This is a genomic window from Streptomyces sp. NPDC088730 (assembly GCF_044751215.1).
GTDB lineage: Bacteria > Actinomycetota > Actinomycetes > Streptomycetales > Streptomycetaceae > Streptomyces.
On the sequence record NZ_JBIVLK010000008.1, the window covers coordinates 229,483 to 254,930 of the forward strand.

The 25,448-nt window shown below is 72.4% G+C and carries 20 protein-coding genes; 16 read left to right on the forward strand and 4 right to left on the reverse strand.

Annotation, left to right across the window (positions count from 1 at the left end):
- The first annotated feature begins 110 nt into the window (after positions 1 to 110).
- The 5 genes from ACIP89_RS24435 to ACIP89_RS24455 are packed head-to-tail and all read left to right on the forward strand — an operon-like array spanning position 111 to position 5,305.
- Positions 111 to 1,475 carry an ABC transporter substrate-binding protein gene (locus tag ACIP89_RS24435; RefSeq protein WP_401925556.1) on the forward strand — a complete coding sequence of 455 codons (1,365 nt, stop codon included), beginning with the start codon at positions 111 to 113 and terminating at the stop codon, positions 1,473 to 1,475.
- On the forward strand, positions 1,472 to 2,455 hold the full coding sequence (locus ACIP89_RS24440) for a carbohydrate ABC transporter permease (RefSeq protein ID WP_402116703.1): 984 nt from the start codon (positions 1,472 to 1,474) through the stop codon (positions 2,453 to 2,455). The genes ACIP89_RS24435 and ACIP89_RS24440 overlap by 4 nt, the downstream gene beginning before the upstream one ends.
- Positions 2,452 to 3,345 carry a carbohydrate ABC transporter permease gene (locus ACIP89_RS24445; protein ID WP_401926261.1) on the forward strand — a complete coding sequence of 298 codons (894 nt, stop codon included), beginning with the start codon at positions 2,452 to 2,454 and terminating at the stop codon, positions 3,343 to 3,345. Before ACIP89_RS24440 ends, ACIP89_RS24445 begins: the two co-directional genes overlap by 4 nt.
- Positions 3,342 to 4,331, forward strand: coding sequence for a zinc-dependent alcohol dehydrogenase family protein (locus ACIP89_RS24450; protein WP_401924299.1), 990 nt, complete (start codon positions 3,342 to 3,344; stop codon positions 4,329 to 4,331). Before ACIP89_RS24445 ends, ACIP89_RS24450 begins: the two co-directional genes overlap by 4 nt.
- Positions 4,328 to 5,305 carry a PfkB family carbohydrate kinase gene (locus ACIP89_RS24455; RefSeq protein ID WP_402116705.1) on the forward strand — a complete coding sequence of 326 codons (978 nt, stop codon included), beginning with the start codon at positions 4,328 to 4,330 and terminating at the stop codon, positions 5,303 to 5,305. Before ACIP89_RS24450 ends, ACIP89_RS24455 begins: the two co-directional genes overlap by 4 nt.
- Here the strand turns inward: ACIP89_RS24455 and ACIP89_RS24460 are convergent.
- Positions 5,283 to 7,595 (reverse strand): FdhF/YdeP family oxidoreductase, encoded by a 2,313-nt coding sequence (locus ACIP89_RS24460; protein WP_402116707.1) that lies wholly within the window; start codon positions 7,593 to 7,595, stop codon positions 5,283 to 5,285. The two genes, ACIP89_RS24455 and ACIP89_RS24460, sit on opposite strands and share 23 nt — an antisense overlap.
- Positions 7,596 to 7,800: 205 nt before the next feature.
- Between ACIP89_RS24460 and ACIP89_RS24465 the strand changes: the two genes are divergently transcribed.
- On the forward strand, positions 7,801 to 8,436 hold the full coding sequence (locus ACIP89_RS24465; RefSeq protein ID WP_402116708.1) for a DUF1345 domain-containing protein: 636 nt from the start codon (positions 7,801 to 7,803) through the stop codon (positions 8,434 to 8,436).
- Positions 8,437 to 8,493: 57 nt separating this feature from the next.
- Here ACIP89_RS24465 and ACIP89_RS24470 read toward each other — a convergent pair whose 3' ends face one another.
- Positions 8,494 to 8,673 (reverse strand): hypothetical protein, encoded by a 180-nt coding sequence (locus tag ACIP89_RS24470; protein ID WP_024489218.1) that lies wholly within the window; start codon positions 8,671 to 8,673, stop codon positions 8,494 to 8,496.
- Positions 8,674 to 8,911: 238 nt separating this feature from the next.
- Here ACIP89_RS24470 and ACIP89_RS24475 point away from each other — a divergent pair, with 238 nt between their 5' ends.
- The gene (locus ACIP89_RS24475) at positions 8,912 to 9,739 is read left to right on the forward strand and encodes a hypothetical protein (RefSeq protein WP_401924289.1); all 828 of its coding nucleotides are present in this window, start codon (positions 8,912 to 8,914) and stop codon (positions 9,737 to 9,739) included.
- Positions 9,740 to 9,807: 68 nt separating this feature from the next.
- Positions 9,808 to 10,518: a class F sortase gene (locus tag ACIP89_RS24480; protein WP_402116709.1), complete on the forward strand. Its 711-nt coding sequence runs from the start codon at positions 9,808 to 9,810 to the stop codon at positions 10,516 to 10,518.
- Positions 10,519 to 10,943: 425 nt separating this feature from the next.
- Here the strand turns inward: ACIP89_RS24480 and ACIP89_RS24485 are convergent, their stop codons facing one another.
- Entirely contained in the window at positions 10,944 to 11,597 is a 654-nt protein-coding gene (locus tag ACIP89_RS24485) for a GPP34 family phosphoprotein (protein WP_401926244.1), read from the reverse strand.
- Positions 11,598 to 12,128: 531 nt separating this feature from the next.
- Positions 12,129 to 13,493 carry a hydrolytic protein gene (locus ACIP89_RS24490; protein ID WP_402116711.1) on the reverse strand — a complete coding sequence of 455 codons (1,365 nt, stop codon included), beginning with the start codon at positions 13,491 to 13,493 and terminating at the stop codon, positions 12,129 to 12,131.
- 317 nt (positions 13,494 to 13,810) lie between these two features.
- Here ACIP89_RS24490 and ACIP89_RS24495 point away from each other — a divergent pair, with 317 nt between their 5' ends.
- From ACIP89_RS24495 to ACIP89_RS24530, 8 genes are all read left to right on the forward strand, one after another.
- On the forward strand, positions 13,811 to 14,533 hold the full coding sequence (locus ACIP89_RS24495) for a LuxR C-terminal-related transcriptional regulator (protein ID WP_402116712.1): 723 nt from the start codon (positions 13,811 to 13,813) through the stop codon (positions 14,531 to 14,533).
- 145 nt (positions 14,534 to 14,678) lie between these two features.
- Positions 14,679 to 17,870 carry a hypothetical protein gene (locus ACIP89_RS24500; RefSeq protein ID WP_402116713.1) on the forward strand — a complete coding sequence of 1,064 codons (3,192 nt, stop codon included), beginning with the start codon at positions 14,679 to 14,681 and terminating at the stop codon, positions 17,868 to 17,870.
- Complete coding sequence (locus tag ACIP89_RS24505; protein WP_402116715.1) at positions 17,867 to 18,571, forward strand: DUF4255 domain-containing protein; 705 nt, start codon at positions 17,867 to 17,869, stop codon at positions 18,569 to 18,571. Before ACIP89_RS24500 ends, ACIP89_RS24505 begins: the two co-directional genes overlap by 4 nt.
- Positions 18,572 to 18,642: 71 nt before the next feature.
- Entirely contained in the window at positions 18,643 to 20,727 is a 2,085-nt protein-coding gene (locus tag ACIP89_RS24510; protein ID WP_402116836.1) for an ATP-binding protein, read from the forward strand.
- Positions 20,728 to 20,919: 192 nt separating this feature from the next.
- The gene (locus tag ACIP89_RS24515; protein WP_402116716.1) at positions 20,920 to 22,473 is read left to right on the forward strand and encodes a phage tail sheath family protein; all 1,554 of its coding nucleotides are present in this window, start codon (positions 20,920 to 20,922) and stop codon (positions 22,471 to 22,473) included.
- A gap of 34 nt (positions 22,474 to 22,507) precedes the next feature.
- Positions 22,508 to 22,948, forward strand: a complete 441-nt coding sequence (locus ACIP89_RS24520) for a phage tail protein (RefSeq protein WP_024494932.1) — start codon at positions 22,508 to 22,510, stop codon at positions 22,946 to 22,948.
- Entirely contained in the window at positions 22,945 to 23,445 is a 501-nt protein-coding gene (locus ACIP89_RS24525) for a hypothetical protein (RefSeq protein WP_401924273.1), read from the forward strand. Before ACIP89_RS24520 ends, ACIP89_RS24525 begins: the two co-directional genes overlap by 4 nt.
- Entirely contained in the window at positions 23,442 to 23,600 is a 159-nt protein-coding gene (locus ACIP89_RS24530; protein ID WP_185092612.1) for a DUF6760 family protein, read from the forward strand. Before ACIP89_RS24525 ends, ACIP89_RS24530 begins: the two co-directional genes overlap by 4 nt.
- The last annotated feature ends 1,848 nt before the right edge of the window (positions 23,601 to 25,448 follow it).

Genomic DNA, 25,448 nt, shown 5'->3' on the forward strand with positions numbered 1-25,448 from the left:
CCCTCCGGCCCGGCCCGACCGCCCCGCCCGGCGTCCGTCAGCCGCGATGGCTGACATGCCCCTTACACATTGCAAGCAGTCCCTCGATGACGAGTGATCAGGAGAACCACATGCCCCACCTCCAGCAACACCGAAGCAGGCTGAGCGTGCGTCTGGGTACGGGCGCCGCCCTCACGGCGCTGCTCGCCGGGTGCAGCGGCGCGGGCGGCGGCAGCTCGTCCGGCGACAGCGAGTCGATCAACGTACTCATGGTGAACAACCCGCAGATGGTCCAGCTGCAGAAGCTCACCGCGGCCAACTTCACGAAGGAGACCGGCATCGAGGTCCACTTCACGGTGCTGCCGGAGAACGACGTACGCGACAAGATCACCCAGGACTTCTCCAACCAGGCGGGCCAGTACGACGTGGCCACCATCAGCAACTTCGAAGTGCCGTTCTACGCGAAGAACGGCTGGCTGCACCCGCTCGACTCGTACGCGTCCAAGGACAAGGCGTTCGACCAGGGAGACATCCTCAAGCCGCTCCGGGAATCACTCACCGCGGAGGACGGCAAGCTCTACGCGGAGCCGTTCTACGGCGAGTCGTCCTTCCTCATGTACCGCAAGGACGTCTTCGCGGAGAAGAACCTGAAGATGCCCGCCAAGCCCACCTGGCAGCAGGTCGCGGACCTGGCGGCCAAGGCGGACGGCGCCAGGAGCGGCATGAAGGGCATCTGCCTGCGCGGTCTGCCGGGCTGGGGCGAGGTCATCGCCCCGCTCACCACCGTCGTCAACACCATGGGCGGTACCTGGTTCGACAAGGACTGGAACGCGAAGCTTGACACACCCGAGTTCAAGAAGGCCGTCCAGTTCTACGTCGACCTGGTGAGAAAGCACGGCGAGGCGGGTGCGCCCCAGTCCGGCTACGCCGAGTGCCTCAACAACATGACGCAGGGCAAGACGGCCATGTGGTACGACGCCACCGCGGGCGCCGGATCACTGGAGGCCTCCGGCTCCCCGGTCAGGGGCAAGGTCGGATACGTGGCCGCGCCCGTCGAGAAGACCGACACCTCGGGCTGGCTCTACACCTGGGCCTGGGGCATGCAGAAGGCCTCCAAGAAGACCGACAGCGCCTGGAAGTTCATCTCCTGGGCCTCCGGCAAGGGGTACGAGAACCTCGTCGGCGAGAAGGTCGGCTGGCCCGACGTGCCCGCCGGCAAGCGCGCCTCCACGTACTCCAACCAGGACTACCTGAAGGACGCCGCGGCGTTCGCGAGCGTCACCCGGCAGGCCATCGCCGGCGCGAACCCCCGCGACCCCGGCACCCAGCCGAGGCCGACCGTCGGCATCCAGTTCGTCGACATCCCGGAGTTCACCGACCTCGGCACCAAGGTCTCGCAGGAGATCAGCGCCGCCATCGCCGGCCGCCAGTCGGTGTCCGACGCCCTCAAGACCTCGCAGACGCTTGCCGAGAAGGTCGGCAAGGAGCAGCGGTGAGCGCCTCCGTATCCACCCCGGACAGCTCACTCCCCGGCGCGCCGGACGCCGCCGCCCCGCCCCGCAGGACCGGGAAGCCCCCCGGCCGGGCGCGCGTCTGGGCCACCCGCGCCCCGCTGCTCCCCGCCCTGGTCTTCCTGATCGCCGTGACCCAACTGCCCTTCGTGGCAACCGTGGTGGTCTCGTTCTTCGACTGGAACTCGCTCTCGCCCGACCAGCGCAGCTTCAGCGCGTTCGCCAACTACAAGGAGGTGTTCAGCGACCCGAGCCTGCGCGACTCGGTGGTCACCACCATCCTGCTCACGGCGAGTGTGGTGATCGTCAGTGTCGTGCTCGGACTCCTTCTCGCCCTGCTGCTCGACCGCAGGTTCACCGGCCGGGGATTCGTCCGGACCCTGCTGATCACGCCCTTCCTGCTGGTGCCCGTCTCGGCGGCGCTGATGTGGAAACACGTCCTGTACAACCCGGAGTACGGGCTGCTGAACGGGGCCTGGGCCTGGTTCACCGGACTGTTCGGCGCCGACAGCCCCGCGCAGCCCGACTGGATCTCCGACATGCCGCTGGCCGCGGTCGCCACCGCGCTCGTCTGGCAGTGGACCCCGTTCATGATGCTCATCCTGCTCGCCGGGCTGCAGAGCCGGTCCGCCGAACAGCTGGAGGCCGCCCGGCTGGACGGCGCGAACGCCTGGCAGATGTTCTGCTTCCTGACCCTGCCGCACCTGCGCCGCTACCTGGAACTCGGCGTACTGCTCGGCTCGATCTATATCGTGCAGAACTTCGACGCGGTGTTCACCATCACCGCCGGCGGACTCGGCACGGCCAACCTCCCCTACACGATCTACCAGACCTTCTACCAAGCCCATGAATACGGACTGGCGTCCGCCGCGGGCGTGGTCGTGGTGATCGGCACCATCGTCGTCGCCACCTTCGCCCTGCGTGTGGTCTCGTCCCTCTTCAGCGAGGAGGCGAACCGGACATGAGCAGCACCCTGACCGCCGCGCCCACCGCCCGGCCGGGCCGCGCGGAGCACGCGCGCACGGCGCGCCGGGGCAGGCGGCGCTCCACCGCCCTCGGACTCGTCGCCTGGATCGTCGGCATCGTCTTCTGCGCACCCGCGCTCTGGATGCTGCTCACCTCCTTCCACTCGGAGGCCGACGCCGCGACCAACCCGCCGTCGCTCGCCGCGCCCCTCACCCTCGACGGCTACCGGGTGTTCTTCGGCGCCGGCGGTGGGGCGAGCCCCTGGCCGCCGCTGATCAACTCCGTGACGGCATCGGTCTTCTCCACGCTCTTCGTGCTCGTACTCGCGCTCCCCGCCGCGTACGCGCTCTCCATCAAGCGAGTGGAGAAGTGGACGGACGTGATGTTCTTCTTCCTGTCCACGAAGATGCTGCCGGTCGTCGCCGGGCTGCTGCCGGTGTACCTGTTCGCGAAGAACACCGGCATGCTGGACAACATCTGGTTCCTCGTCATCCTCTACACGTCGATGAACCTCCCGATCGCGGTATGGATGATGCAGTCCTTCCTGGCGGACGTGCCGGTCTCCATCATCGAGGCCGCCCAGGTCGACGGTGCCCGGCTGCCGACCGTGCTGACCAGGGTGGTGGCGCCGGTCGCCGCACCCGGAATCGCGGCCACCTCCCTCATCTGCTTCATCTTCAGCTGGAACGAGCTGCTCTTCGCCCGGGTGCTCACCGGGGTGACGGCCCAGACCGCACCCGTCTTCCTGACGAGCCTCGTCACCAGCCAGGGGCTCTTCCTCGCCCAGCTGTGCGCCGCCTCCGTCGTCGTGTCCCTGCCGGTGCTCGCCGCCGGCTTCGCCGCCCAGGACAAGCTCGTCCAGGGCCTTTCTCTTGGAGCTGTCAAATGAGGGCTGCGATCATCGAGTCCATCGGCAAGGTGTCGGTCGAGACCGTCCCCGACCCTACCCCCGGTCCCCGGGACGTCGTCGTCGCCGTCCGGGCCTGCGGACTCTGCGGCACCGATCTGCACATCCTTCAGGGCGAGTTCGCACCCGCGCTGCCGATCATCCCCGGCCACGAGTTCGCCGGCGAGATCGTGGAGACCGGCTCCGAGGTGACCGAGCTGGCCGTCGGCGACAAGGTCGCCGTCGATCCGTCGCTGCACTGCCACGAGTGCCACTACTGCCGCAGCGGGCGCGGAAACCTCTGCGACAACTGGAACGCGATCGGGGTCAGCAAGCCCGGCGGTGCCGCCGAGTTCGCCGTCGCTCCCGTGGCGAACTGCGTGAAGCTCCCGGACCACGTCGACGTGGCCACCGCGGCGCTGATCGAACCGCTCTCCTGCGCCGTACGCGGTTACGACGTGCTCAGCTCCACGCTGGGAGCCAAGGTGCTCATCTACGGCTCCGGCACCATGGGACTGATGATGCTGGAGCTCGCCAAACGCACCGGCGCGGCCTCCGTCGACATCCTGGACGTCAACCCGGACCGGCTGACCACCGCCGTCAGGCTCGGTGTCTCACGCTCCGCCGCCTCGGCGGACGAACTGGAGACGGTGCGGGGCTGGGACGTGGTCGTCGACGCCACCGGGAACGCGGGCGCCATCCAGGACGGCCTCGGCCGGGTCGCCAAGGGCGGCACCTTCCTCCAGTTCGGCGTCGCGGACTACGCGACGAAAGCCGTCATCGAGCCGTACCGGATCTACAACCAGGAGATCACGATCACCGGCTCGATGGCCGTGCTGCACAGCTACGAGCGCGCCGCCGCACTGTTCGCCGGGGGAGTCATCGACCCGGCGGTCTTCATCAGCGACCGGCTGCCGCTGGAGCAGTACCCGGAGGCGCTGGAGCGGTTCAAGGCGGGCCTGGGCCGCAAGATCGTGGTCGAGCCGTGACCGGTGGCCCCGATGCCGTCCTGGTGATGGGCGAGGCCCTCATCGACCTGGTGCCGTCCGCGGACGATCCGCGGACGCACCGGGCCCAGCCCGGCGGCGCACCCGCCAACGTCGCCGCCGGGCTGGCCCTGCTCGGCACCCCCAGCTGGTTCGCCGGCGGGCTCGGCGGCGACGGATTCGCCCGGTTGATCGAGGACCGGCTGGTCTCCGCGGGTACGCGACTGGATCTGTGCGCCCGCTCGGAGCTGCCCACCGCGCTTGCCGTGGCGGACCCGGGCCCCGACGGCACCGGCTACCACTTCCACCTGGCGGACACCGCCACCTTCCGGCTGCCGGACCGTACGGCGGAGGCGGGCCGATTCGGCGCCGTGTACGCGGGCGGGCTCGCCGCGGTCGTCGCGCCCGCCGCCGGGGCGGTGGCCGCGACCGCGCGGGCCGGGGCCGAGCACTCCGTCCTGGTGGTCGATCCGAACGTGCGCGAGGACCGGACGCTCGACCGCGCGTCCGCCGTGCGCCGGCTGCGGGAGCTGTGCGGACGGGCCCGGATCCTGAAGGTCAGCGACGAGGACGTGGCCGCGCTCTGGCCCGGCGCGTCCCCGGAGGAGACCTGCGGCCTGCTGGCCGCGGAGAACCGGCTGGTGGTCCTCACCCGGGGCGCGGCGGGCAGCACCGCGTTCGTCCCGGACGTGGGGCGGGTGTCGGTGTCCGCGGTGCGGGTCGAAGTGGTCAACACGATCGGCGCGGGCGACGCGTTCATGGCCGGGATGCTCAACTGGCTCGGCGAGGCCGGGGCGTTCCGAGCCGGCGGCGCCGTACGGCTGTCGCGCGACAGGGCCGCGGAGATGCTGACGTTCGCCTCGCGGGTGGCGGCCTCCGTGGTCGCGCGGTCCGGGACGGAGCCGTCGCGGCCGCTGACGGCGGGCCCGGTGGGGGAGACGCCCACGACCTCGCTCAGGCCGCGGGCTCGATGGTGACCTTGACGTGTTTCATGATCGGCTGATCGCTCTGGGTGCTGTAGTCGCTGAGTGCGCAGAGCACGTTCATCTCGGGCATGTAGCCGGCCGCGCAGCCGCGTGGGATGTCGTAGGGGATGGCGAGGTAGCCGTTGAGGGTCCGCCTGCCGCCGTCCCTGGCGGTGCTGGCGATGTCCACCGGGCCCATGTCCGCGATCCCGCGTTCGCGCATGTCGGCCCGGTTCATGAAGACGAGCGTGCGCAGGTTCTTGACCCCGCGGTAGCGGTCGTCGTCGGAGTAGACCGTGGTGTTCCACTGGTCGTGGGACCGCATCGTGCCGAGCGCCAGGGTGCCGGGGGCGGGGATGACGTCGGGCAGGGCGGCGGTGGAGAACTCGGCGCGTCCGGACGGCGTGAGGAAGACCAGCTCGCGGGCGGGCTGCATGATCCGGAATCCGAGGGGCAGCCGCACCCGGCGGTTGAAGTCCTCGAAGCCTTCGAGCGCCTCGGCCATGGTGTCCCGGATGCGGTCGTAGTCCTCGATGTACCACTCCCAGGGCGTGGCGCTGTCCGGGAGGGCCGCGCGCGCCATGCCGGCGACGATGGCCGGTTCGGAGAGCAGGTGCGGTGAGGCGGGGCGCTTCATGCCGACCGACAGGTGGACCATGCTCATCGAGTCCTCGACGGATGTGCTCTGGACGCCCTTGCGCTGGTGGTCCTTCTCGGTGCGGCCGAGGCACGGGAGGATGAGGGCTCGCCGGCCGTGGACGACGTGGCTGCGGTTCAGTTTGGTGCTCACCTGCACGGTCAGCTCGCAGGAGCGCAGGGCCGCGCAGGTGTAGGGGGTGTCCGGTGCGGCGAGGGCGAAGTTGCCGCCCATGGCGACGAACACCTTCACGTCACCGCTGTGCATCGCCGGGATGGTGCGGACGGTGTCCAGGCCGTGCTCACGGGGCGGTTCGATGCCGCAGGCCGCCGCGAGGCGGTCGAGGAACGCGTCGGTGGGGCGGTGATCGATCCCGCAGGTGCGATTGCCCTGGACATTGCTGTGGCCCCGCACGGGGGAGGGGCCGGCGCCCTCGCGCCCCAGATTGCCCCGCAGCAGAAGGAGGTTGACGATCTCCCGGACGGTGTCGACGCCGTGTTCGTGCTGGGTCAGCCCGAGACACCAGCTGACGATGGAGCGGTCGGCCTCGCTGTACACGCGTGCGGCCTTCAGGATCTCGGCGCGGCCCAGCCCGGACTGGTCTTCGATCTCGCTCCACGGCGTGGCCTCGCACAGGGCGCGGTAGTCCTCGAAGCCGGTGGTGTGGCGGTCGATGAACACCCGGTCCAGCGCCCTGGGGTCGGATGCGGACTGCTCCAGGACCGCCTTCGCCATGCCCCGCAGGAGAGCCATGTCGCCGCCGATGCGGGGCTGCAGGTTCAGGGTGCTGGTCCGGGTCGCCTTGAAGAGGGCCATGTCCTTGAAGTCGTGGGGCACGATGGTCCGGGTGGCGGCGGCCTCGACCATCGGGTTGACGTGTACGATCTGGGCGCCGCGGCGGTAGGCCCCGGCCAGTGCGGTGAGCATCCTGGGCGCGTTGGAGGCCGCGTTGACCCCGAGGATGAACAGGGCGTCGGCGCTCTCCCAGTCCTGGAGGTCGACGGTCCCCTTGCCCGTGCCGAGCGAGGCGTGCAGGGCGCGTCCGCTGGCTTCGTGACACATGTTGGAACAGTCCGGCAGGTTGTTCGTGCCCAGTTCACGGGCCATGAGCTGGTAGAGGAACGTGGCCTCGTTGCCGAGGCGGCCGGAGGTGTAGAACGAGGCCTGGTCGGGGTCGTCCAGCCCGCGCAGGGCACTGCCGACGACCTCGAACGCGTCCTGCCAGCTGATCGGGACGTAGTGGTCCGTCCCGGGGTCGTAGACCATCGGCTCGGTGAGCCGGCCCTGGTTCTCCAGGTCGTGGTCGCTCCACTCGGAGAGCTCGGTCACCGAATGGGCGGCGAAGAACTCGCGCCCGACCCGCTTGCGGGTCATTTCCCAGGTGACGTGCTTGATCCCGTTCTCGCAGATGTCCAGATGCAGGCCTTTGGTGTCGTCGGGCCAGGCGCATCCCGGGCAGTCGAACCCGCCGTCCTCATGGTTCATCCGCTTGATCGCCCGCGGGCCGTCCACGAGCGCTCCCTCGCGCAGCAGCAACTGGCTCACGCTCTTCGCCGCTCCCCAGCCGGCGGCGGGGTGGCGGTAGGGGCGGAATGCCGGAGCCGCTTCGGGGGCGGGGCCCATGCCGGGCTCCAGGCGTTCCGGACCGTCACGGTGGGGGCTCATGACTATTGACCTTCCGCCATTCGGGCAAACAGGTGCAGAACATTACTTATGGGCAAAGTATGCGGGCCGGCAAGGGCGCGCCACCCGGCGTCCGGGGCGGTTGCCGGATTCGCCGGGTCTGTCGGTCCGCCGCCCGGCTCAGACGCGGATAGCCTCAAAAGAGCCCCCTTGACCGCGCTGCCGAGGCAGCCCTCCCGAGGTCCCCATGAGCGATCGGCTGGTGCTTTCCGCCGTTCCCCGGCTCGCCGGGGCGGCGGTCGTCGGAGCGGCGGCCGGCGTGGTCACAGCCGTACTGACCCATGCGCAGCTCGGCGTCCTCGCCGCGATCGCGGCGGCGGAGACGGCCTTCGTGGTGGCGGGGTGGATCGCCCTGTGGCCCATGACGGCCGCGGCCACCCGTCACAACGCCCGGCGCGAGGAGTTCCGGCCCGTCGTCGAGGAACTCGCGGTCGTCGGGTCGTCCGTGTCCGGTCTCGTCGGCATCGTGGCGCTGCTTCTGGTGGGCGACCCGGGTCTGAACCATGCCGCAGCTTTCACGGCGCTCTGCGGAGTGTTCATGGCCTGGGCGGCGCTGCACCTGATGTACACCACCCGGTACGCCTGCATCTACTACCTGGCGCCGGAGGGCGGGATCGACTTCAACACCGACGACCCGCCGCGGTACAGCGACTTCCTCTACTTCAGTTACCACCTCGGTATGACGTACCAGGTCTCCGACACCGACGTCTCCAGTTCCCGGATCCGCGCGGTCGCCCTCCGGCACTGCCTGCTGTCGTACGTCTTCGGAGCCTGCATCCTGGCCACGACCATCAACCTCGTCGCCGGGATCGTCACGGGCTGACCGCGCCGGCGGCCGGAGCTCCGGCGCGGTCAGCCCGTGACGATCCCGGCCCTCGCGTCAACGCCTGCGCGAACTGCCACGCCCCCATCCGGTGCCGATGCCGCCCACGTGCAGGGCCAGGGCCGTGAGGCCGAGCAGCATCACATTCACCGAGGAGAAGACGTCGTTCGTCGCGATGTCGGCGGCGTTGATCAGGAAGGCGATGAAGAAGAGCACGGCTGCGACGATTCCCAGCATGGTCGGGACTCCCTTTTCGATTGGGTGAAGTGCGGGTGCAGCCCGTGTGCCCGCGTTCGACACCCCCATGTGTCGATAACACGTTCGATGTGCCGGATCATTGGCGGTGATCGCCGGCGGTTCGGCCACGGGCGACGGCCCGGACCAATCCGCTACTCCGACGGCACCGAATAGACGACATCAGCGACCGAACGCGGTTTCGGTTCCGACCGGAACCGCCGGAAGGGGATGCGTCTTCGTGAATGCCCGCCGTTCAACCCGTCTCACCGCCCTGCTGGCCGTGCCCGCCGCGCTCACGCTCTGCGCTGCCGTGCCCGCCCTGGCGCACGACGGCCATGCCGCCGGCAGCACGACGAAAGCCGCCGGCGGTGACACGTACCAGATCGATCTGAACCAGTTGAACAACTCCGGCGCGAGCGGCACGGCCCTGGTGAGCGTGGAGGGCGACAAGCTCACCGTGAAGATCGAGGCCGAGGGGCTGGTGCCCGGTCAGCCGCACGCGCAGCACATCCATGGTTCTACCGACGGCCACGACTTCAGCTGCCCCGACATGAGCGCGGACAAGGACGGTGACGGCATCGTCAGCACGGCCGAGGGACTGCCGGTGTACGGGGACATCAACATCTCCCTGACCACCAAGGGCGACACGTCCAAGGACAGTGGCCTCGCCGTCGACCGGATGCCCGTCGCGGACAAGGACGGGAAGCTGAGCTACTCCCGGACGATCCCCGTCTCGCACGCCGTCGTCGAGCACATCAAGGACCTGCACGTCGTCCAGCACGGCATCGACCCGAACGGCAACGCCAAGTACGACTTCGGAAAGGGGAAGAGCGAACTCGACCCGAAGCTGCCGCAGGAGGCCACCGCTCCGGCGAGCTGCGGCATGGTCGAGGGCGCCGCCGTCGGCTCCATGCCGGCGGGTGGCGTCGAGACCGGTGGCGGGAGCACGGCGGGCGTGGAGTCGCCCGGCCTGTTCGCGGCGGGCGGCGCGGCCGTTCTCGCGGCGGGCGGACTGTTCGTCGTACGGCGCCGCACGCGCACGGCGGACGCCCGGCACGGCAGCTGAGGTGTTCCGCACCGGCGGACGCTCCGCCGGACGCCCCGTAACGGCCGGACGCAGGGACAGGTGAAGCGATGGACGGGACACCGGACGAAGGCGCGCGCCGCACGAGGGCCCGGCGGCGCGACGTCACGCTCGTCGCCCTCGCCGCCGCCCTGCTGCTGACCGGTGGGCTGCTGCTGGCCCTGGGAACCAGCCGGCAGCAGCCCGCTCCACCCCCTGCCGCGGAGAAGGGGGGTCCGGTCACCGCCCAACAGCCCCCGGCGAGGCGGGAGGGGGCAGAGAGCGCGGCACCGTCCGGGAAACCGCACACCGCGGCGCTGCCCGCGTCCCGGCCCGTCAGCATCACGATCCCCTCGCTCAAGGTGACCTCCACCCTGGAGGAGCTCGGGCTCGGCGAGGACCGGGCCATGGAGACCCCCCGGGACCCGGACAGGGCCGGCTGGTACCGGCCAGGGGCCACTCCCGGGGCCGTGGGGCCCGCCGTGATCGCGGGGCATGTCACCTGGAACGGGGCCCCGGGGGTGTTCTTCGGGCTCGGCAGGCTCGGCCCCGGCGACCGGATCAGCGTCCGGCGCGCGGACGGGCGGACCGCCGATTTCACCGTCGACCGGACCGCTCTCTACCCCAAGGACCGCTTCCCCACCGTCGAGGTCTACCGCAACCTCGACCACGCCGGGCTCCGCCTGATCACCTGTGGCGGCGACTACTCCGAGGACGACAGCCACTACTCCGACAACGTAGTCGTGTACGCCACGCTCACCGGCACCCACGGGCACGCGTAGGACGCGCGGGTGGCCGGGCACCGGCCCCGGCCTTCCGGGTAGGCCGGTGCCCGGTCCGCGCCGGTTCCAATCCGGCGGCCCCGCGGCTCCGAATGACTGACGGAGCGGGGCTCACGGCGAGAGGTCCGCCTCAGCCGCTCGGGGCCGGGCCGGCGATCCAGCGGGATCCGGCCCCGAGCGTGCGTCACCCCCACACGTGCACCGGACCCGTCAACGGGACCCAGCCACCGCACGGGACCGCCGTCCGGAGCCGAGACCATCGGATTCGGACAGCGGGCCGAGGAGCCGGAACTCCTTCGGTGGCCCCGTCGTCCGCTGCGCGGGTCCCGTGCCGGCTCGACAACCTCCATGCGTGAGCCGGAGCTGGACCGGCGGTCTGCCGGTGCCTGCAGCCGGCAGACCGCACCCACCCGGGGTTGCGGCGCTCAGCTTCCCCAGCCGCCGCCGACCGCCCGGCTCGACAGGTACGAGTCCCGCAGTGCCGCGCGCAAGCCGGGAACGATGCCGTCGTACTGCGCGGCGAACCGCTTGAGCGCCTGCTTGTGCTCGCGGCGCTCCTTGCCGGTGAACACGGTGGACACCTCGGCCTCGGCCGCGAACACGGCCATGGTCAGCTCGTCCACCGGGACCGACACCGGATCGACGCCGAGCAGTACGGCGTCGCGAACCCGCTCCTGAAGGGCGCGCACCTGCTGCGGTTCGTTGACGACGACGCGGTCGACGGGCACCAGGCCCAGCCGCTTCTCGTGGTGGACCGTGACGGCGCCCGTCCCGGCAAGCTGCTCGCGGACCGGCTTCTCGGCGGTGTGAGCCTTGTTGTGCACGTACTGGAGCCAGCGCTTCGGCTTCTCCGTGGGCAGGTCGCGCCACACCCCGGCGAGGAAGAGATCGCCCGGCGGCGTCGCGGCCCGCCGGACGACCTTCCCTCCCTCGGCGTTGAGCAGCCCGTCGAGGGCCAGCTGGGTGAGCGCACCGGCGCGCAGCAGCTGGCCGCGCCCCTGGAGGTTGGTGAGCTCGAACTTCTCGTCGTCCACGGTGTAGCAGAGCAGGTAAAGGTTCTGTGGCAGTGACCGGGGCATTTCTCTTCCTCTGCCTTCATCGGGATCGCGGTGCACGGCGCGGTGAGCGGGCGCGCCGCCCTCGTGCCGCGTGAGGGCGGCGCGGACGGCCGGCCGAGGGGCACGCACATATCCCGGTCCGTCCGGCCGCGGGCCATCAGCCACGCCGTGCGGAGCGCCTGCCCGTTGCCGGCGAGCCGAATCATCTCGACGCGCCGGACCCGCGGAGTCGAAGCGCTTGCGTTCCCGCTCCCGGTCTCCGGCCCGGGACGCACGCGATGTCACGGCGAAAGTCGGCCAGTTTGCGATCCGCACAGGTCGTTCCGGGTGCGGGATACCGAGGCACCGGCACCGCCCGCCGAGGAACGGATCATGTGCGGTGACGGGTGGCAGCGAGCGGATGGCCACTGCTTACGTCGTCCCGCGACGCCGTCCCGGCCTCCCGGAGACCCGCGGTCTTCGGCCAGGCGCGGTGTCGATTTTCAGACGAAACGATAAATCTACCGTTTCGAACGGCATCGCACTGGTCGATATTGTCCCGGAAGGCCTGTTTCATTGCTTGACGGGGCTGAGCACACCGCTCACGTTCAGGACTTCGTGGCACTCCTGCGCCCGACGCCCGGTGGCCGGAGTGCCCGGCTTCGCACAGGTCACGTTGACGGTCACGGTCTCGTTCTCGGTGATCTTGATAGGGGTGACCCAGTGGTAGTCCTGGTTGCGGAAGGTCTCCAGCGCGATCGTGGTGATCTTCCGCTTGCCGAACGTAATCGTGAGCACCCCCTCGTCGCCCTGGAAGTTGGCGACGACGATGTCCGTGATCCCGAAGACATGGTCCTCGGGCACCTTGTACGTACCGGCGTTGCTCGTCCCGCCGGATGTCTTCAGGTCGATGGTGGCCGAACTCTGCTGGCCGCCGCCTCCGCCCGCCGAGGTCCCGTCGCCGCCCGCGCCCGGCGTGGCCCCGGGGCTCGCCCCCGGCTGCGCACCCTGGCCGCCGCCGGACGGATCGCCCTTCTCGCCGCCCGAGCCGGTGCCCGGCGACTGGCTGTCCTGCGCCCCGCCCGGATTGGGGCGCGCCTGGACCTCCTTCGTGGCGGCCTCCTTCGCCGCGCTGCGCACCGCCGGACGGACCAGGGTGAACCAGGCGAGGAGCAGCGCGAGCAGTGCCGCGAGCACGGCCAGCAGCCACTTCGGGAAAATCGGGATCTGGACGAACTCGGCGTTCAGGGGCGGCCGGAGGGCGGTCTCGTCGCGCCGTACCTCCGCCTGGGGCGCGGCGTCGGCGGTCTCCGCGGTCTCCGCCGCGTCCACGGTGAACGGCCACACCACCGGGGAGCCGAACCACACCGGCTTGCCCGTGCGGACCCGCAGCCGGATCTCCGCCGTCTCGCCGGGCTCCAGCTTCGGCTTCGCGGGGGTGAACGTGAACCGCAGCTCCTCGCCCGCCTGGCCCGGGGCGAAGCCCACCTGCGCCGGGGCGTTGCCCAGGTTGCGGACCGCGAGCCGGTAGCGGCCGCGCAGCCAGCCCCGGCGCCGCCGCGGCGCCAGCTCGGTGTGCAGCTCGCGGAACTCCTCGACGTGCACGGTGGTTTCCGGCACCCGCACCGACTCGGGGTGCTCGGCCGGCAGCACGCGCACGCCGAGCGGAATGTCACCGGGCCGGGTCTCCGGCGAACGCGGCGGATCCAGTCGGATCGTCACCGTCTCGGACGTGCCCGGATAGAGGGAGACCCGTGGGGGTTCCACGGTGGCCCAGGGGGCGCAGTCCCCGACGACCTCCAGGCTGTACGCCTCGACGATGTCGCTGTCGTTGCGGACGGTCAGGCTGGTGGTGGCGGTGCTGCCCGGCGCCACGGTCACCGCCGGGATGTCGAGGCCGGGCGCGCTGGGGCCGGAAGGGGCTGCAGAAGGCGTCACACCGTCACGGTAGAACCGCGGCACGTCACCCGCGAGGAGCGCGAGGGCAAGAACCGGGCAGTCGCGCTGCCCGGGGGGTCAAGACCAACTCCACTGAACCGGTGAGCTGTTGATCCGTACGGTCTACCTCGCGGGCCTGCCGCCCGCGTCCGTGACGGCTGTTGGTCCGCTCTCACGTCCCGCCGCTCCCACGTCCTTCTGCCCATGGAGCACTCCTCACGAACCCTCCGCATTTCCTCTGCTCACGAACCCTCACCGAACGACCTCTTTCCTCACGAACCCTCTGCCCACGGACTCATGAAACAGGAACCCTGCCCATGACCTGCCCAGAGCAGTACCGTCCGGCCGTGTCCGTCACCGCACCACGTCTCTCCGCCCAGGCGCCGGCCGTGCACCGGACCTCCCCAACCGACCGGGTGGACCAGGTGACCGTCGCCGTGTACGCCGCCGACCCGGTCCTGCACGTCGGCGTCGTCCAGCAGTTACGCCGACGGCCGGAGGTCAGCCTGCTCGACGACGAGGCGGCGGACCGGGCCCAGGTGTCGCTGGTCGTCGTCGACAGCGTCGACGACGACGTGGCGGCCCTGCTGCACCGGCTGCGGCACAACACCGCCACCCGCACCGGCCTCGTGGTCGGCACCCTCGGCGCGGGCGCGCTGCAACGCGTCATAGAGTGCGGCGTCTCCGCGGTGCTGCGGCGCGCCGACGCCGGCCAGGACCAGCTTCTCCACCTGGTCCTGGCGATAGCCAACGGCGAGGGCGTGCTCCCCGGAGACCTGCTGGGCAAGCTGCTCACCCATGTGGGCAGCCTCCAGCGCTCCGCACTCGACCCGCGGAGCCTCTCGCTGTCCACGCTGACCACGCGCGAGGCGGACATGCTGCGCCTGGTGTCGGAAGGCCTGGACACCGTGGAGATAGCCCGCAAGACCGCCTACTCCGAACGGACCGTCAAGAACGTCCTGCACGAGATCATCACGCGGCTGCAACTGCGCAACCGGGCCCACGCGGTCGGCTACGCACTGCGCAACGGGCTGATCTGACGGCGGCCGGGCACCGCGGAACTGCCCGAAAGCGCACCGCACGTTTCCCCCGGGTACGTCCCCGCCGCCCTGCCGCACCGCACGAGGACCCGGCAGGGTGGCGGGGGAAAGCCCGAAACCGCACCAGACAGCGAGGTGGACCGTGATGCGCACCGCCGGCCCCGGTGGGCGGTTCCGCCCGGGAAGACTCGGGGCGTCGTTGCTGCTCCTGATCCCCCTGCTCGCGGTGACGACGGCCGCCGGGGAGGGCAGCGCCGACCCCAGGCCGCAGGCGGCCGACGCCGCGGCCACCCGGATCGCCTACGCCGGCACCCGGCACCGCAGCCTCGGCCGGGTGGAGAGCGACACCCACAGCGCCCCGCTGTTCGGCGAGGGCCCGGCCCACTTCGACCTCCAGCCGTCCGCGCTCGGGGACCAGATGGTCTTCGCGAGCCGCCGCGACGAGAAGGCACCACAGGTCTACCTGCGGACTGCCGACGGTTCGGTGCGCAAACTGACCAGCGGCCGGTACGCCGGGCACCCCCAGCTGACCCCGGACGGCAGGTCCGTCGTGTTCGACTCCGCCGAGCCCGGGGGCGCGGACGGCGGCAAGCAGCGCGACCTGTGGATGGTGCGCACCGACGGCACCGGCCTCACCCGGCTCACCGACACCCCCTGGGACGAGGAGTGCCCGACGGTCTCCCCGGACGGGCAGCGCCTGGCGTACTCCGGCGGCAACGAGCCGGCGGCCGGCATGCAGATCTACGTACGGCCCCTGGCGGGCGGCGCCGGCACCCGGGTCACGGACCCGGCCAACGGCGCGGCCACCGAGCCGGCCTGGAACCCGGTCGGTGACCCCGCGCACCGCGACCTGATCGCGTACACCGCCGCCGGACCGCCGGGACCCCGGCTGCGGGTGACGGATGGGCGCACCGACGGGCCGCTGCTGGCTGGTGTACAGGCGCAGTGGCGTACCCACGGGGCAGCGTGGCTGCCCGACGGGGACGGCGTGCTGTTCCTGAGCCCGGACCGCACCTGCGACTGCGAGGGCGACTGGGACCACGTGTTCCGGGTGGCCGCGCACTCCGCCGACACACCCGAACTGGAGCTCAGCGAGGACCGCGAGGTCGAATCGCCCACCTGGACCGGCACGGTCCAGGACGGCGGTGTGGTGGTCGAGCGGATCTCCGCCGCCGGCCCGCACGAGGTGACGCTCCAGGACGCCCGGTCGGACGGTTCCGACCCCCGCGACCTGGGCCTGACGATCCTCAACGAGGACCCGGCCGCCGACACCGACACCGATCCCACGCACGACCCGCTCTTCCGGCCGGCCACGGGGGACCCGTGGACCGAGCGGCAGAACTACACGCCCGACGGCCGCAGGATCGTGCTGACCCGCTTCGAGGGGCCCCCGGAGCACCGGATCGAACGGATCTGGATGGCGGATGCCGACGGCACCCACGAGGCGTACATGAAACTCGGCGGACGCGGGCCGGACGACTGGGACACCGACCCGACGTTCTCCCCGGACGGCAAGTACCTGGCCTTCACCCGGACTTCGCCGGGCGGCGTCGGCGACGCGGCGGGACCCAGCAGCATCCTGATCGCGGATGTCGCGAGCGGCGAGATCCGCGACCGGATCACCGCGCCGGCCGGGCAGCCCCAGGGCGGCGACGCCCAGCCCACCTGGTCCTCCGACGGCACGACGCTGGCCTTCACCCGCAACCAGGTGATCAACGGGGGCGGCGGCAACAAGCACATCTGGACCGTCCCGGTGAACGACCTGGCCGCGCAGCGCGACCTGAGCGCCACGGCCTGCCCGGGGGACTGCGAGGTCATCGACGACAGCCCGGCGTTCTCCCCGGACGGACTCGGCATCGCCTTCAACCGGAAGAACGGCGGCGGCCTGACCGACCAGCGCAACGGCATCCTGCTGACCTCCCTCGCCGACGGCGGCTGCCAGGTGCTGCTGCCCGAGGCCGCCCACAACGTTCCCGACGGCTGCCGCCAGGAGCTCCCGGACACCTCGCTCACCGGCCCGTTCCAGCCGCGCGACGCGGCCTGGACGGCCGACGGCACGGGCCTGGTCATCAGCTCCCGTGAGGCGCTCCCGGCCAACAGCCCGGAGAAGCTCTACCTCCTGGACGTCGCGACCTGCGCCCTCAGCCCGCTCACCACCGGTCTTCCGGGACGGCAGAAGGAACCCAGCGTCCAGCAGTCCGTGGACCTCGCGGTGCACGCACCCGGCAACGTCCCGGCGGTGGCCGTCGGCCGCTCCAGGACGATCCCCGTCGACGTGGTGAACAACGGCCCCGCCGCCTCCCCGGGCACCCGGCTGACCATCGCCCCACCGCCCGGTGCCCGGATCACCGGGCTGACCTGGCCCGGGGGCACCTGCGACGCCGCCTCCCTCCAGTGCGACGTCGGAGTGGTGCGGCCCGGTGCCACGGTCCGGGTGAGTGTCACCCTCGTCGGGGTCACCCCCGGCGACGCGCCGTTCGACTGGTCGGTCACCGGCGCCGTACAGGACCCGCAGCCCAGCGACAACGCCGTCCGGACCGTGGTGCCGGTGCGCGAGGACACCCCGCCCCCGACGACGACACCGCAACCGCCGACACCCACCCGCGCGCCGCCCACCACCGAGCCGCCCACCACCGAGCCGCCCCCCACCACCGGGCCACCCACCGTGCCCCCGGCGCCGCCCGAGCCCGCCGCCGGACCCGCGGTGCGCGTCACGGCGCAGCCCAACCCCGGCTACGTCGGCGGACGCGTCGTCGTGACGTACACCGTGCGCAACGGCCGTGAGGCGCTGGCGACCGGGCTGCGGCTGAAGGTCGGCCTGCCCCGGGGCATCCCGAACAGCGGACCGCCGGCCGGCTGCGACCGCTCCTGGGTGTGCGCGCTGCCGGACCTGACCCCGGGCGCCAGCACCGTCGTCCGCGTCGTCCTCAGTCCCGACAAGGCCCTGAGGAGCAGCGTCACCGGCCTGCTCACCACCACCGGCACCGACGCCGACAGGAGCGACAACACCGCCAGGCAGCCACTGCGCATCCTCCAGCCGCGCATCGTCGCGGTGCCCCCGATCGGCAAGCCCGGCTTCGTCACCTCGGTGCGCGGCAAGGACTTCCCGCCGGGAGCGCCGGTGCGGTTCACCTGGAAGCCGGGCATCACCGCGGCGGCGGCGCCGACCGTCCCGCAGCCCGACGGCACGTTCATCGGCCAGCTGCTCATCCTCGCCAAGGACGAGACCGGACCGCGCGTCATCACGGCCAGGGGACCCGGGTTCTCAGCCGTGAAGACCGACTTCCTGGTGGTCATCGGCAACTGGCAGCCGCCCGGCGAGATGACCCGCCGGTGATCCACGAGGTCGACGAGGCGATGCGCCGCCTGCTCGGCGAGTCCGGACTGGAGGCGTCGGGCGTCGAAGTGGTCTTCGACGCCCCCACCAACGACTGGGCGGCACGCCGCAACGCCCCCACCGTCTGCGTCTTCCTGTACGACATCAGGGAGGACGCCACCCGGCGCGGCAGCGGCGCCGGCGAGGTGTACGACGCGGACGGGCACCTGGTCGCCCGCCGCACCCCGCCGCGCTGGTTCGAGCTGACCTACCTGGTCACGGCGTGGGCGAGCCGTCCGCAGGACGAGCACCGGCTGCTCTCGCAGGTGCTCGCCTGCCTGGTGGCCACCGACACGCTGCCCGCCCGGCTGCTCACCGGCACACTCGCCGAACTCGGCCTCACCGTCAGCCTGGACACCGCCGGGGGCAGACTCGACGCACCGGCCGCCTCTGACGTGTGGTCGGCGCTCGGCGGCGAGCTGAAGGCCTCGCTCGGGGTACTGGTGCGGGCACCGCTCGCCGGAGTGAGCACCGTCGTCGCGCCGCCGGTCACCGAGGGGCTCGTGGTGCGCTCCGCCGCCCGGAGCGAGGACGGCGAAGCGGTGCCGGGACGGCGGCTGCGCTATACCGGGACGAGCGAGGCCGGACCGGACGGCTTCGCCGGACCGCGCGAACGGCGGCCCGCCCCCGCGCGCCGCCGCCGAGGGGGCCGCCAGCCGTGACCCACACCGCCGAACCCGCTGTCCTCGCCGGGCCCGGCCCCGAGCCCGCGAACCACGGCGCCCGGCCGGACATCCGGCGCGACGGCCGCCCCGCCGCCCCGCCGGATACCGAGGAGGCCCAGCTCTGGGCGCGGCTCCGCCTCGTCGAGGAGCGGGTGCGGCGCGCGGTGGAGGACCGCCGCGCCGCCGACCCCGATCCCGACGACCCGTACCGGGGCCAGTACTTCACCCCCGAGGCGATCACCCGCATCCTGGACGAGCCGGGCGGCCTCGGCCCACCGGCCCCGGAACCCTGGCAGCCGGCCCCCGGGTCGGTGCTCGAAGGCCTCGCCGTGCGGTTCGGCCTGTCCCCGCTGGACCTGGACCTGCTCCTGATCGCGGTGGCGCCTGACCTGGACGCCCGGTTCGAACGGTTCTACGGCTACCTCAACGACGACCTGACGCGCCGGCGTCCCACGGTCGGGCTCGCCCTGGAGCTGTGCGGGCTGGCCGGCGCGGCGGCCGCCCGGTTCCGGCTCGCCCCCGGAGCGCCGCTCGTCGAGGGCGGCCTGATCCTGGTCACCGAGCCGGAACGGCCGCCGCTCTCCCGCGTCCTGGCGGTCCCCGACCGGGTGTCCGGGCATCTCCTGGGCAACGCGCACCCCGACGCCCGGCTCGCCGGGGTGCTCGGTGAGACCGCTGAGGACCCGACCGCGGAAGCCGCGGAGGTCCAGCGGGCCGCGGCCGCCGCCGGCAGCGGCACCGGCCTGGTCCACCTGCGCAGCCGGGGCGGCGACGCCGAGGGCCTGGCCACCGCCGCGCTGCGCGCGGCCGGGCTGCGCCCGCTCGTCCTGGACGCGGCGGCGCTCGCCCGGCGCTCCGGCGAACTGCCGGAACTCGCCGGGGTGATCGCCCGCGAAGCCCGCCTGACCGGCTCCGGGGTCGTCCTCGGACCGGTGGAGGCGCTGCCCGCCGAGCCCGCCGAACGGGCCCGGACACTGGTGGCGTTGTGTGCGGCGCTGCGGGGAACCCCGCTGTTCACGCACGGCGCCACCGGCTGGGACCCGGCGTGGGCGGCCGACGCCCCGGTCGTCCTGACCGTGCCGGCGCCGTCTCCCGAACGGCAGGCCGCGCGCTGGCGGCACGCCCTGGACCGGGCCGCCGGCGAAGGCCCCGTGACCGGCGACGCCGAGGCGCTCGCCAGGGCGGTCGCCGCGCACCGGCTGGACTCCGGACAGTTGCGCCGCGCCGCGGACGCGGCGGTGCGCACCGCCGCCCTGGCCGGCGGACCGGTCCGCCCCGAGGACCTGCAGAGCGCCGTACGCGCCCAGAACGGCGCGGGGCTCGACCGGCTGGCCCGCCGGGTCGAGCCGGGCGTCGGCTGGGACGACCTGGTCCTCCCGCCGCTCACCCGCCGGCGGCTGCGCGAACTCGCGCTGCGCGCCCGCCACCGGGAGCAGGTGCTGGGGCAGTGGGGGATGCGGCCCGGCGGCGGCCGGGGGCGCGGCGTGATCGCGCTGTTCGCGGGCGAGTCGGGCACAGGCAAGACCATGTCCGCCGAGGTGGTCGCCGCCGACCTCGGCATGGACCTGTACGTGGTGGACCTGTCCACGGTCGTCGACAAGTACGTCGGGGAGACCGAGAAGAACCTGGAGCGGATCTTCACCGAGGCCTCCGCAGTCAACGCGGTCCTGCTCTTCGACGAGGCCGACGCGATCTTCGGCAAGCGCTCCGAGGTGAAGGACGCCCATGACCGGCACGCCAACATCGAGTCGGCGTACCTGCTCCAGCGCATGGAGTCGTTCGACGGCATCGCCGTGCTGACCACCAATCTGCGGGCCAACCTGGACGAGGCGTTCACCCGCCGGCTGGACGTGGTCGCGGACTTCCCGGTGCCCGACTCCGGCCAGCGCCTCGCCCTCTGGGACCGCTGTCTGGGCGACCGGCTGCCCCGGGCCGACGACCTGGACCTCGGCTTCTGCGCGGACCGCTTCGAACTGGCCGGCGGCTCGATCCGGGCCTGCGCGGTGACCGCGGCGTACCTGGCGGCGGAGTCCGGCAGCCCGCTCACCATGCGCCAGGTGGTGACCGCGGTCGTGCAGGAGTACCGGAAGCTCGGACGGCTGGTCCTGGAGGGCGAGTTCGGCCCGTACATGACCGAGGCCGCCGGCGCCTGAGGCGCGTACGGCGGTGGGCGGGGCCGTCGCCGCCCACCGCCTGTCACCTGGCCCGGACGGTCAGCGCGGAGCGTCCCGGAAAGGCAGCGGCCTTGCCCCCGGCCAGGTCCGCGAGTCCCTGTCGCAGTGCCGGGCCGGCAGCGAAGACTCGGCCTGGACACAGGTGACCCGTAAGGACGCGAAGGAGCGAGTATGCCGACGTACCTCACCCCGGGTGTGTACGTGGAGGAGGTGCAGTCCGGTGCCCGACCGATCGAAGGGGTCGGCACCGCCGTCGCCGCGTTCGTGGGGTTCGCCCACAACGGACCGTTCCACGCACCGACGCTGGTGACCTCCTGGGACCAGTACACCCAGCTGTTCGGCGGGTTCGCGGAGGGCACCTACCTGCCCCACGCGGTCTACGGGTACTTCGCCAACGGCGGGGGCGCCGCGTACGTGGTCCGGATCGGCGGACCCGCCGAGGGCGCCTCCCAGGCCGACGGCGCCCGGGGGTCACAGCCGGCGGCGGCCGAGCCGGTCGAACTCGGCGGCTTCCTGATCGCGGCCAGGCCGGGCGTCTCCGGAGTATCGGTCGAGATCGCCGAGGCGGACGGCGAGAACCCGCCGGAGGACCGCTTCAAGGTCCTGGTGCGCCAGGGCGACAAGGTCGCGGAGACCTACGAGGCCTCGACCCGCAAGAACGTCAAGGGATACCTCGTCACCCAGACGCGTTCCTCCACCCTGATCGCGGTCACCGAGCAGCGCAACGCCGCCCAGAGCAAGCCCGCCGCCCAGACCCTGGCGGTGCCCGACGCCCCGGCCCCGCCCGCCGCGTCCGGCTCCGGCGAGGTGGCACGCCTCGACGCGTCCGAGTACGTCGGCGACGCCGCCGCCCGTACCGGCTTCGGCGGCCTGGAGGCCATCGACGAGATCACCATGGTCTCGGTGCCCGACCTGATGAGCGCCCACCAGCGCGGCGACATCGACGCGGAGGGCGTACGGACGGTACAGCTCGCCGTGATCGCGCACTGCGAGCAGATGGGCGACCGGGTGGCCATCCTGGACACCCCGCCCGGACTCTCCGCCCAGCAGGTGCGCACCTGGCGCAACGACGAGGCGGGCTACGACTCCCGTTACGCCACCCTCTACTACCCGTGGGTGCGGGTCTTCGACCCGGCCGCCGGTCGCAACACCACGGTCCCGCCCAGCGGTCACATCGCCGGTGTGTGGGCGCGCAGCGACGCCGAGCGCGGCGTGCACAAGGCGCCCGCCAACGAGGTGGTCCGCGGCGCGGTGGATCTGGAACTCCGGCTCAGCAAGGGCGAGCAGGACCTGCTGAACCCGATCGGCGTGAACTGCGTGCGCGCCTTCTCCGGCCGGGGCGTCCGGGTGTGGGGCGCCCGCACCCTCTCCTCCGACCCGGCATGGCGCTACCTGAACGTGCGCCGGCTCTTCAACTACCTGGAGGAGTCCATCCTCCTGGGCACCCAGTGGGTGGTATTCGAGCCGAACGACGACCGGCTGTGGTCGAGCATCCGGCGCAACGTCACCGCGTTCCTCACCGAGGAGTGGCGCAGGGGCGCGCTGTTCGGCCGCACCGCCGAAGAGGCTTTCTACGTGCGGTGCGACCGCGACAACAACCCGCAGGAATCCATCGACCAGGGCCGGGTCATCTGTGAGATCGGCGTCTCGCCGGTCAAGCCCGCGGAGTTCGTGGTGTTCCGGCTGGCCCAGTTCTCCGACACCACCAGCCTCATCGACGAGTGACCCGCGGGTCAGCAAAGAAAGGTGACAGACAGCCATGGCAGAGGGCGATGCTCTTTCCACCCACGTCTTCGGCGTGCAGCTCGGCGGCTACCTGGTCGAGTCGATTCAGGAGATCAGCGGGCTGACCGTCGAGGAGGAGGTCGTCGAGGTCCGTCAGGTCAGCGCGGAGGGCAAGCAGATCATCCGCAAGCAGCCCGGCGCCCGGCAGGCCGGCGAGGTCACGATCACCCGGGGACTCGACCAGAGCAGTGAGTTCACCTCGTGGATCAAGGAGACCCTGAACAAGGGTGCCGTGGACGCCGCGCGGCAGAACCTCACCATCGAGATCAAGGACTCCGAGGGCAGCACGGTCCGGCGCATCCAGCTGATGCAGGGCTGGGCCTCGAAGTGGGAGGGCCCGTCGCTCAAGGCGGGCGAGTCCGCCGCGGCCACCGAGTCCGTCACGATCGTCTTCGAGGAGATCGTCGTCGAATGAGGCGTCGTACGGTGTCCGCGGGCAACCTGGAGGAGATCCTCCAGGCGACGGAGCCCGCCCCGGTGCCGGAGCAGGCGGCGGCAGCTCCCGCCCCCGCTCCGGCCCCGGCGCCCCGGGAGGACCACAGTCTGCGCACCGAGTTCGAGTTCGAGCTCCCGCGTGGGTACGTGGACGAGGCGGGCACGGTGCACCGGCACGGCTCGATGCGCCTGGCGACCGCCCGTGACGAGCTGCGGCCCCAGATCGACCTGCGGGTCAAGGAGAACCCGGCGTACCTGAGCGTGGTGCTGCTCAGCCAGGTGATCACCCGGCTAGGCGCGATCACCGATGTGCACGCCGGGGTGGTGGAGCGGATGTACGCCACCGACGTGGCGTTCCTCCAGGACTTCTACCGCCGCGTCAACAGCGAGGGCCACACGCGGGCGGCGGTGACCTGCCCGCACTGCGAGGGCGGCTTCGAGGTCGACCTCTCGGGTGGGCGCCTGGGGGAATCGTGACGTACGCCCTTCCCCGGCTCCGGGAGGAGATCGCGTACATCGCCTACCACTTCCACTGGCAACGCGAGGAGATCCTCGACCTGACGCACGGCGAGCGCCAGGAGTGGGTATCCGAGATAGCCCGTATCAACACCCGTGTGAACGAAGGCGGTTGAGCGCATGGCATGGCGGGACAGGCTGCGCCGCCGGACTGCCGGACCCGACACCGCTGGCCGCCCCCCGGCCACGGAGCGCGCCGGACCGGGCGGGCCTTCCGGCGACGGCCGGGACCGGGGCGCGGCCGGCGGTCAGGCTCCCTCCGCCGGTCCGGCTCCCTCGGTGCCCGGCGACTGGGACGGCGGCTGGCGCCGCACCCCGCCGCCGCAGCTGACCGTGGCCCGCGCCCCGCTCGGGGTCAGTGACGGCCTCGCCTTCCGCGACGGCCTCGCGGCCTGGCAGAACCCGTCGTTCGACGCCGGACTCGGCCACGCCCTGCTGCCCACCGCCCCGGCCGGTCTGGTGCGCGGAGTCACACCACCCGCCGCTCCGCAGCCCACCCGCACCGGCCGGGGCCCTCTGCTGCTCCGCGCCCTGCGCACGCAGGAGCCGAACAGCGCGGAGAGCGTCACGCCCCGAGCCGACGCCCCGAACCCGGGAAGCGCGGACGGCGGTACGCGGACGCCCACCGCCCGGACACCGCAGGTCTCGCGCCGGACGCGTCCGGGAGCAGCATCGGGAACGGGGACGGGGACGGGAACGGTGGGGACGGGTACGGGGACGTTGGGGACGGGTTCCGGACCGGCGCCCGCTGCGGCCCGTCCCGGCGGCGACGGCGGGCCGAGGGGGCGCCGCTCGGGCGGGACGCCCCGCGCCACCCGTGGCATCACGTCTGCGGATTCCCCCGCCACGCTCCTTCCGCCGCACCCGCCGGTCCAGCGGGCAGTGGACCCGGCGGCCGGCCCGGTCGTGACCCCCACGGACACCGGCACCGGCCGGGCGGCGTCCGCTCCGCACATCCCACTGGTACGACGCGTATCCGTGGTCCCGGGTACGGCCGCCGGCCCGGCCCGGCCCGCTGCCGGTGGACGCGCCTCGCGGACACCGTCCGGTGCCTCACAGCCCGACCGGCTGCGCGCTCCCCGGCCGAGCGCCGGTTCCGGCAGCCGTACGTCGTCCGGCCCGGCCGTCCAGCGCGCCGCGACCGGGGCGCCGGGGTCCCAGCCCGAGCGGGGAGGCGGCGAGCCGGCGGCATCCCGTGCCCCGGAGCCATCCCGTGCCCCGAGGGCCGAGGTGCCCCGCGAGGCCGTACGCACCCGCCCTGTCGGGCCGTTGCCGACCGTCGCCCGGCGCCCGGCCGGACCGGTGCGCCGGCTTCCGGCCCTGCGCCCCGTCGCCGCTCAGGGAACCGGTGACCGGGCCACCCCCGACGCGCCGGGACCCGACTCCACCGCACCCGTGCAGGAAGCGTCGGGGTCACGCCCGGCGCCGCCCGTACAGCGGGCCGCCAGTCGCGCGCCCCTCGGCGCGCCGATGAGTGAACTACCCTCCACGGCGACACCGTTGGCGGCCGAAGCCAAGGCTGTTCCGCCGGCCGCCCGTACCGCCTCGACGCCCGGTCCGGCGCTGCCCGTGGTCCAGCACCACGCGGAGACCGCGGCCGGCACCCCGGCCCCCAGCACTCCGAGCGCCCCCACGAAGCGGGCGGAGACTCCGGACCGTGCGACTTCGGGCCGCACGACTTCAGACCGTGCGACTTCGGGCGGTTCGACGTCGGGCCGGACGGCTTCGGACCGTGCGACTCCGGGGCCTCGTCCAGGGGCCCGTGCGCGCGGCGGTCTGGGCGCGCCGTTGTCCGAACTGCCGCCCACCGCAGGCCTGCCGGGCGCAACCGGGCCCGGTGCCCGTTCTCTCCGTACAACTCCCGGCCCCGGCATCCAGCGTGCGCCGGCCCGCCAGGACAGTAGGCCCGGCGCAACTCCGGTGCGTCCCACGGAGGACGGGAACCGGGGACACACAGAGGACGC

Coding starts and splice junctions, on each gene's coding strand:
- ACIP89_RS24465 (WP_402116708.1), top strand. CDS start 7,801: ATGAGCGATCGGCTGGTGCTTTCCGCCGTTCCCCGGCTCGCCGGGGCG.
- ACIP89_RS24500 (WP_402116713.1), top strand. CDS start 14,679: ATGCGCACCGCCGGCCCCGGTGGGCGGTTCCGCCCGGGAAGACTCGGG.
- ACIP89_RS24520 (WP_024494932.1), top strand. CDS start 22,508: ATGGCAGAGGGCGATGCTCTTTCCACCCACGTCTTCGGCGTGCAGCTC.
- ACIP89_RS24515 (WP_402116716.1), top strand. CDS start 20,920: ATGCCGACGTACCTCACCCCGGGTGTGTACGTGGAGGAGGTGCAGTCC.
- ACIP89_RS24445 (WP_401926261.1), top strand. CDS start 2,452: ATGAGCAGCACCCTGACCGCCGCGCCCACCGCCCGGCCGGGCCGCGCG.
- ACIP89_RS24485 (WP_401926244.1), bottom strand. CDS start 11,597: ATGCCCCGGTCACTGCCACAGAACCTTTACCTGCTCTGCTACACCGTG.
- ACIP89_RS24460 (WP_402116707.1), bottom strand. CDS start 7,595: ATGAGCCCCCACCGTGACGGTCCGGAACGCCTGGAGCCCGGCATGGGC.
- ACIP89_RS24435 (WP_401925556.1), top strand. CDS start 111: ATGCCCCACCTCCAGCAACACCGAAGCAGGCTGAGCGTGCGTCTGGGT.
- ACIP89_RS24470 (WP_024489218.1), bottom strand. CDS start 8,673: ATGCTGGGAATCGTCGCAGCCGTGCTCTTCTTCATCGCCTTCCTGATC.
- ACIP89_RS24480 (WP_402116709.1), top strand. CDS start 9,808: ATGGACGGGACACCGGACGAAGGCGCGCGCCGCACGAGGGCCCGGCGG.
- ACIP89_RS24525 (WP_401924273.1), top strand. CDS start 22,945: ATGAGGCGTCGTACGGTGTCCGCGGGCAACCTGGAGGAGATCCTCCAG.
- ACIP89_RS24450 (WP_401924299.1), top strand. CDS start 3,342: ATGAGGGCTGCGATCATCGAGTCCATCGGCAAGGTGTCGGTCGAGACC.
- ACIP89_RS24495 (WP_402116712.1), top strand. CDS start 13,811: ATGACCTGCCCAGAGCAGTACCGTCCGGCCGTGTCCGTCACCGCACCA.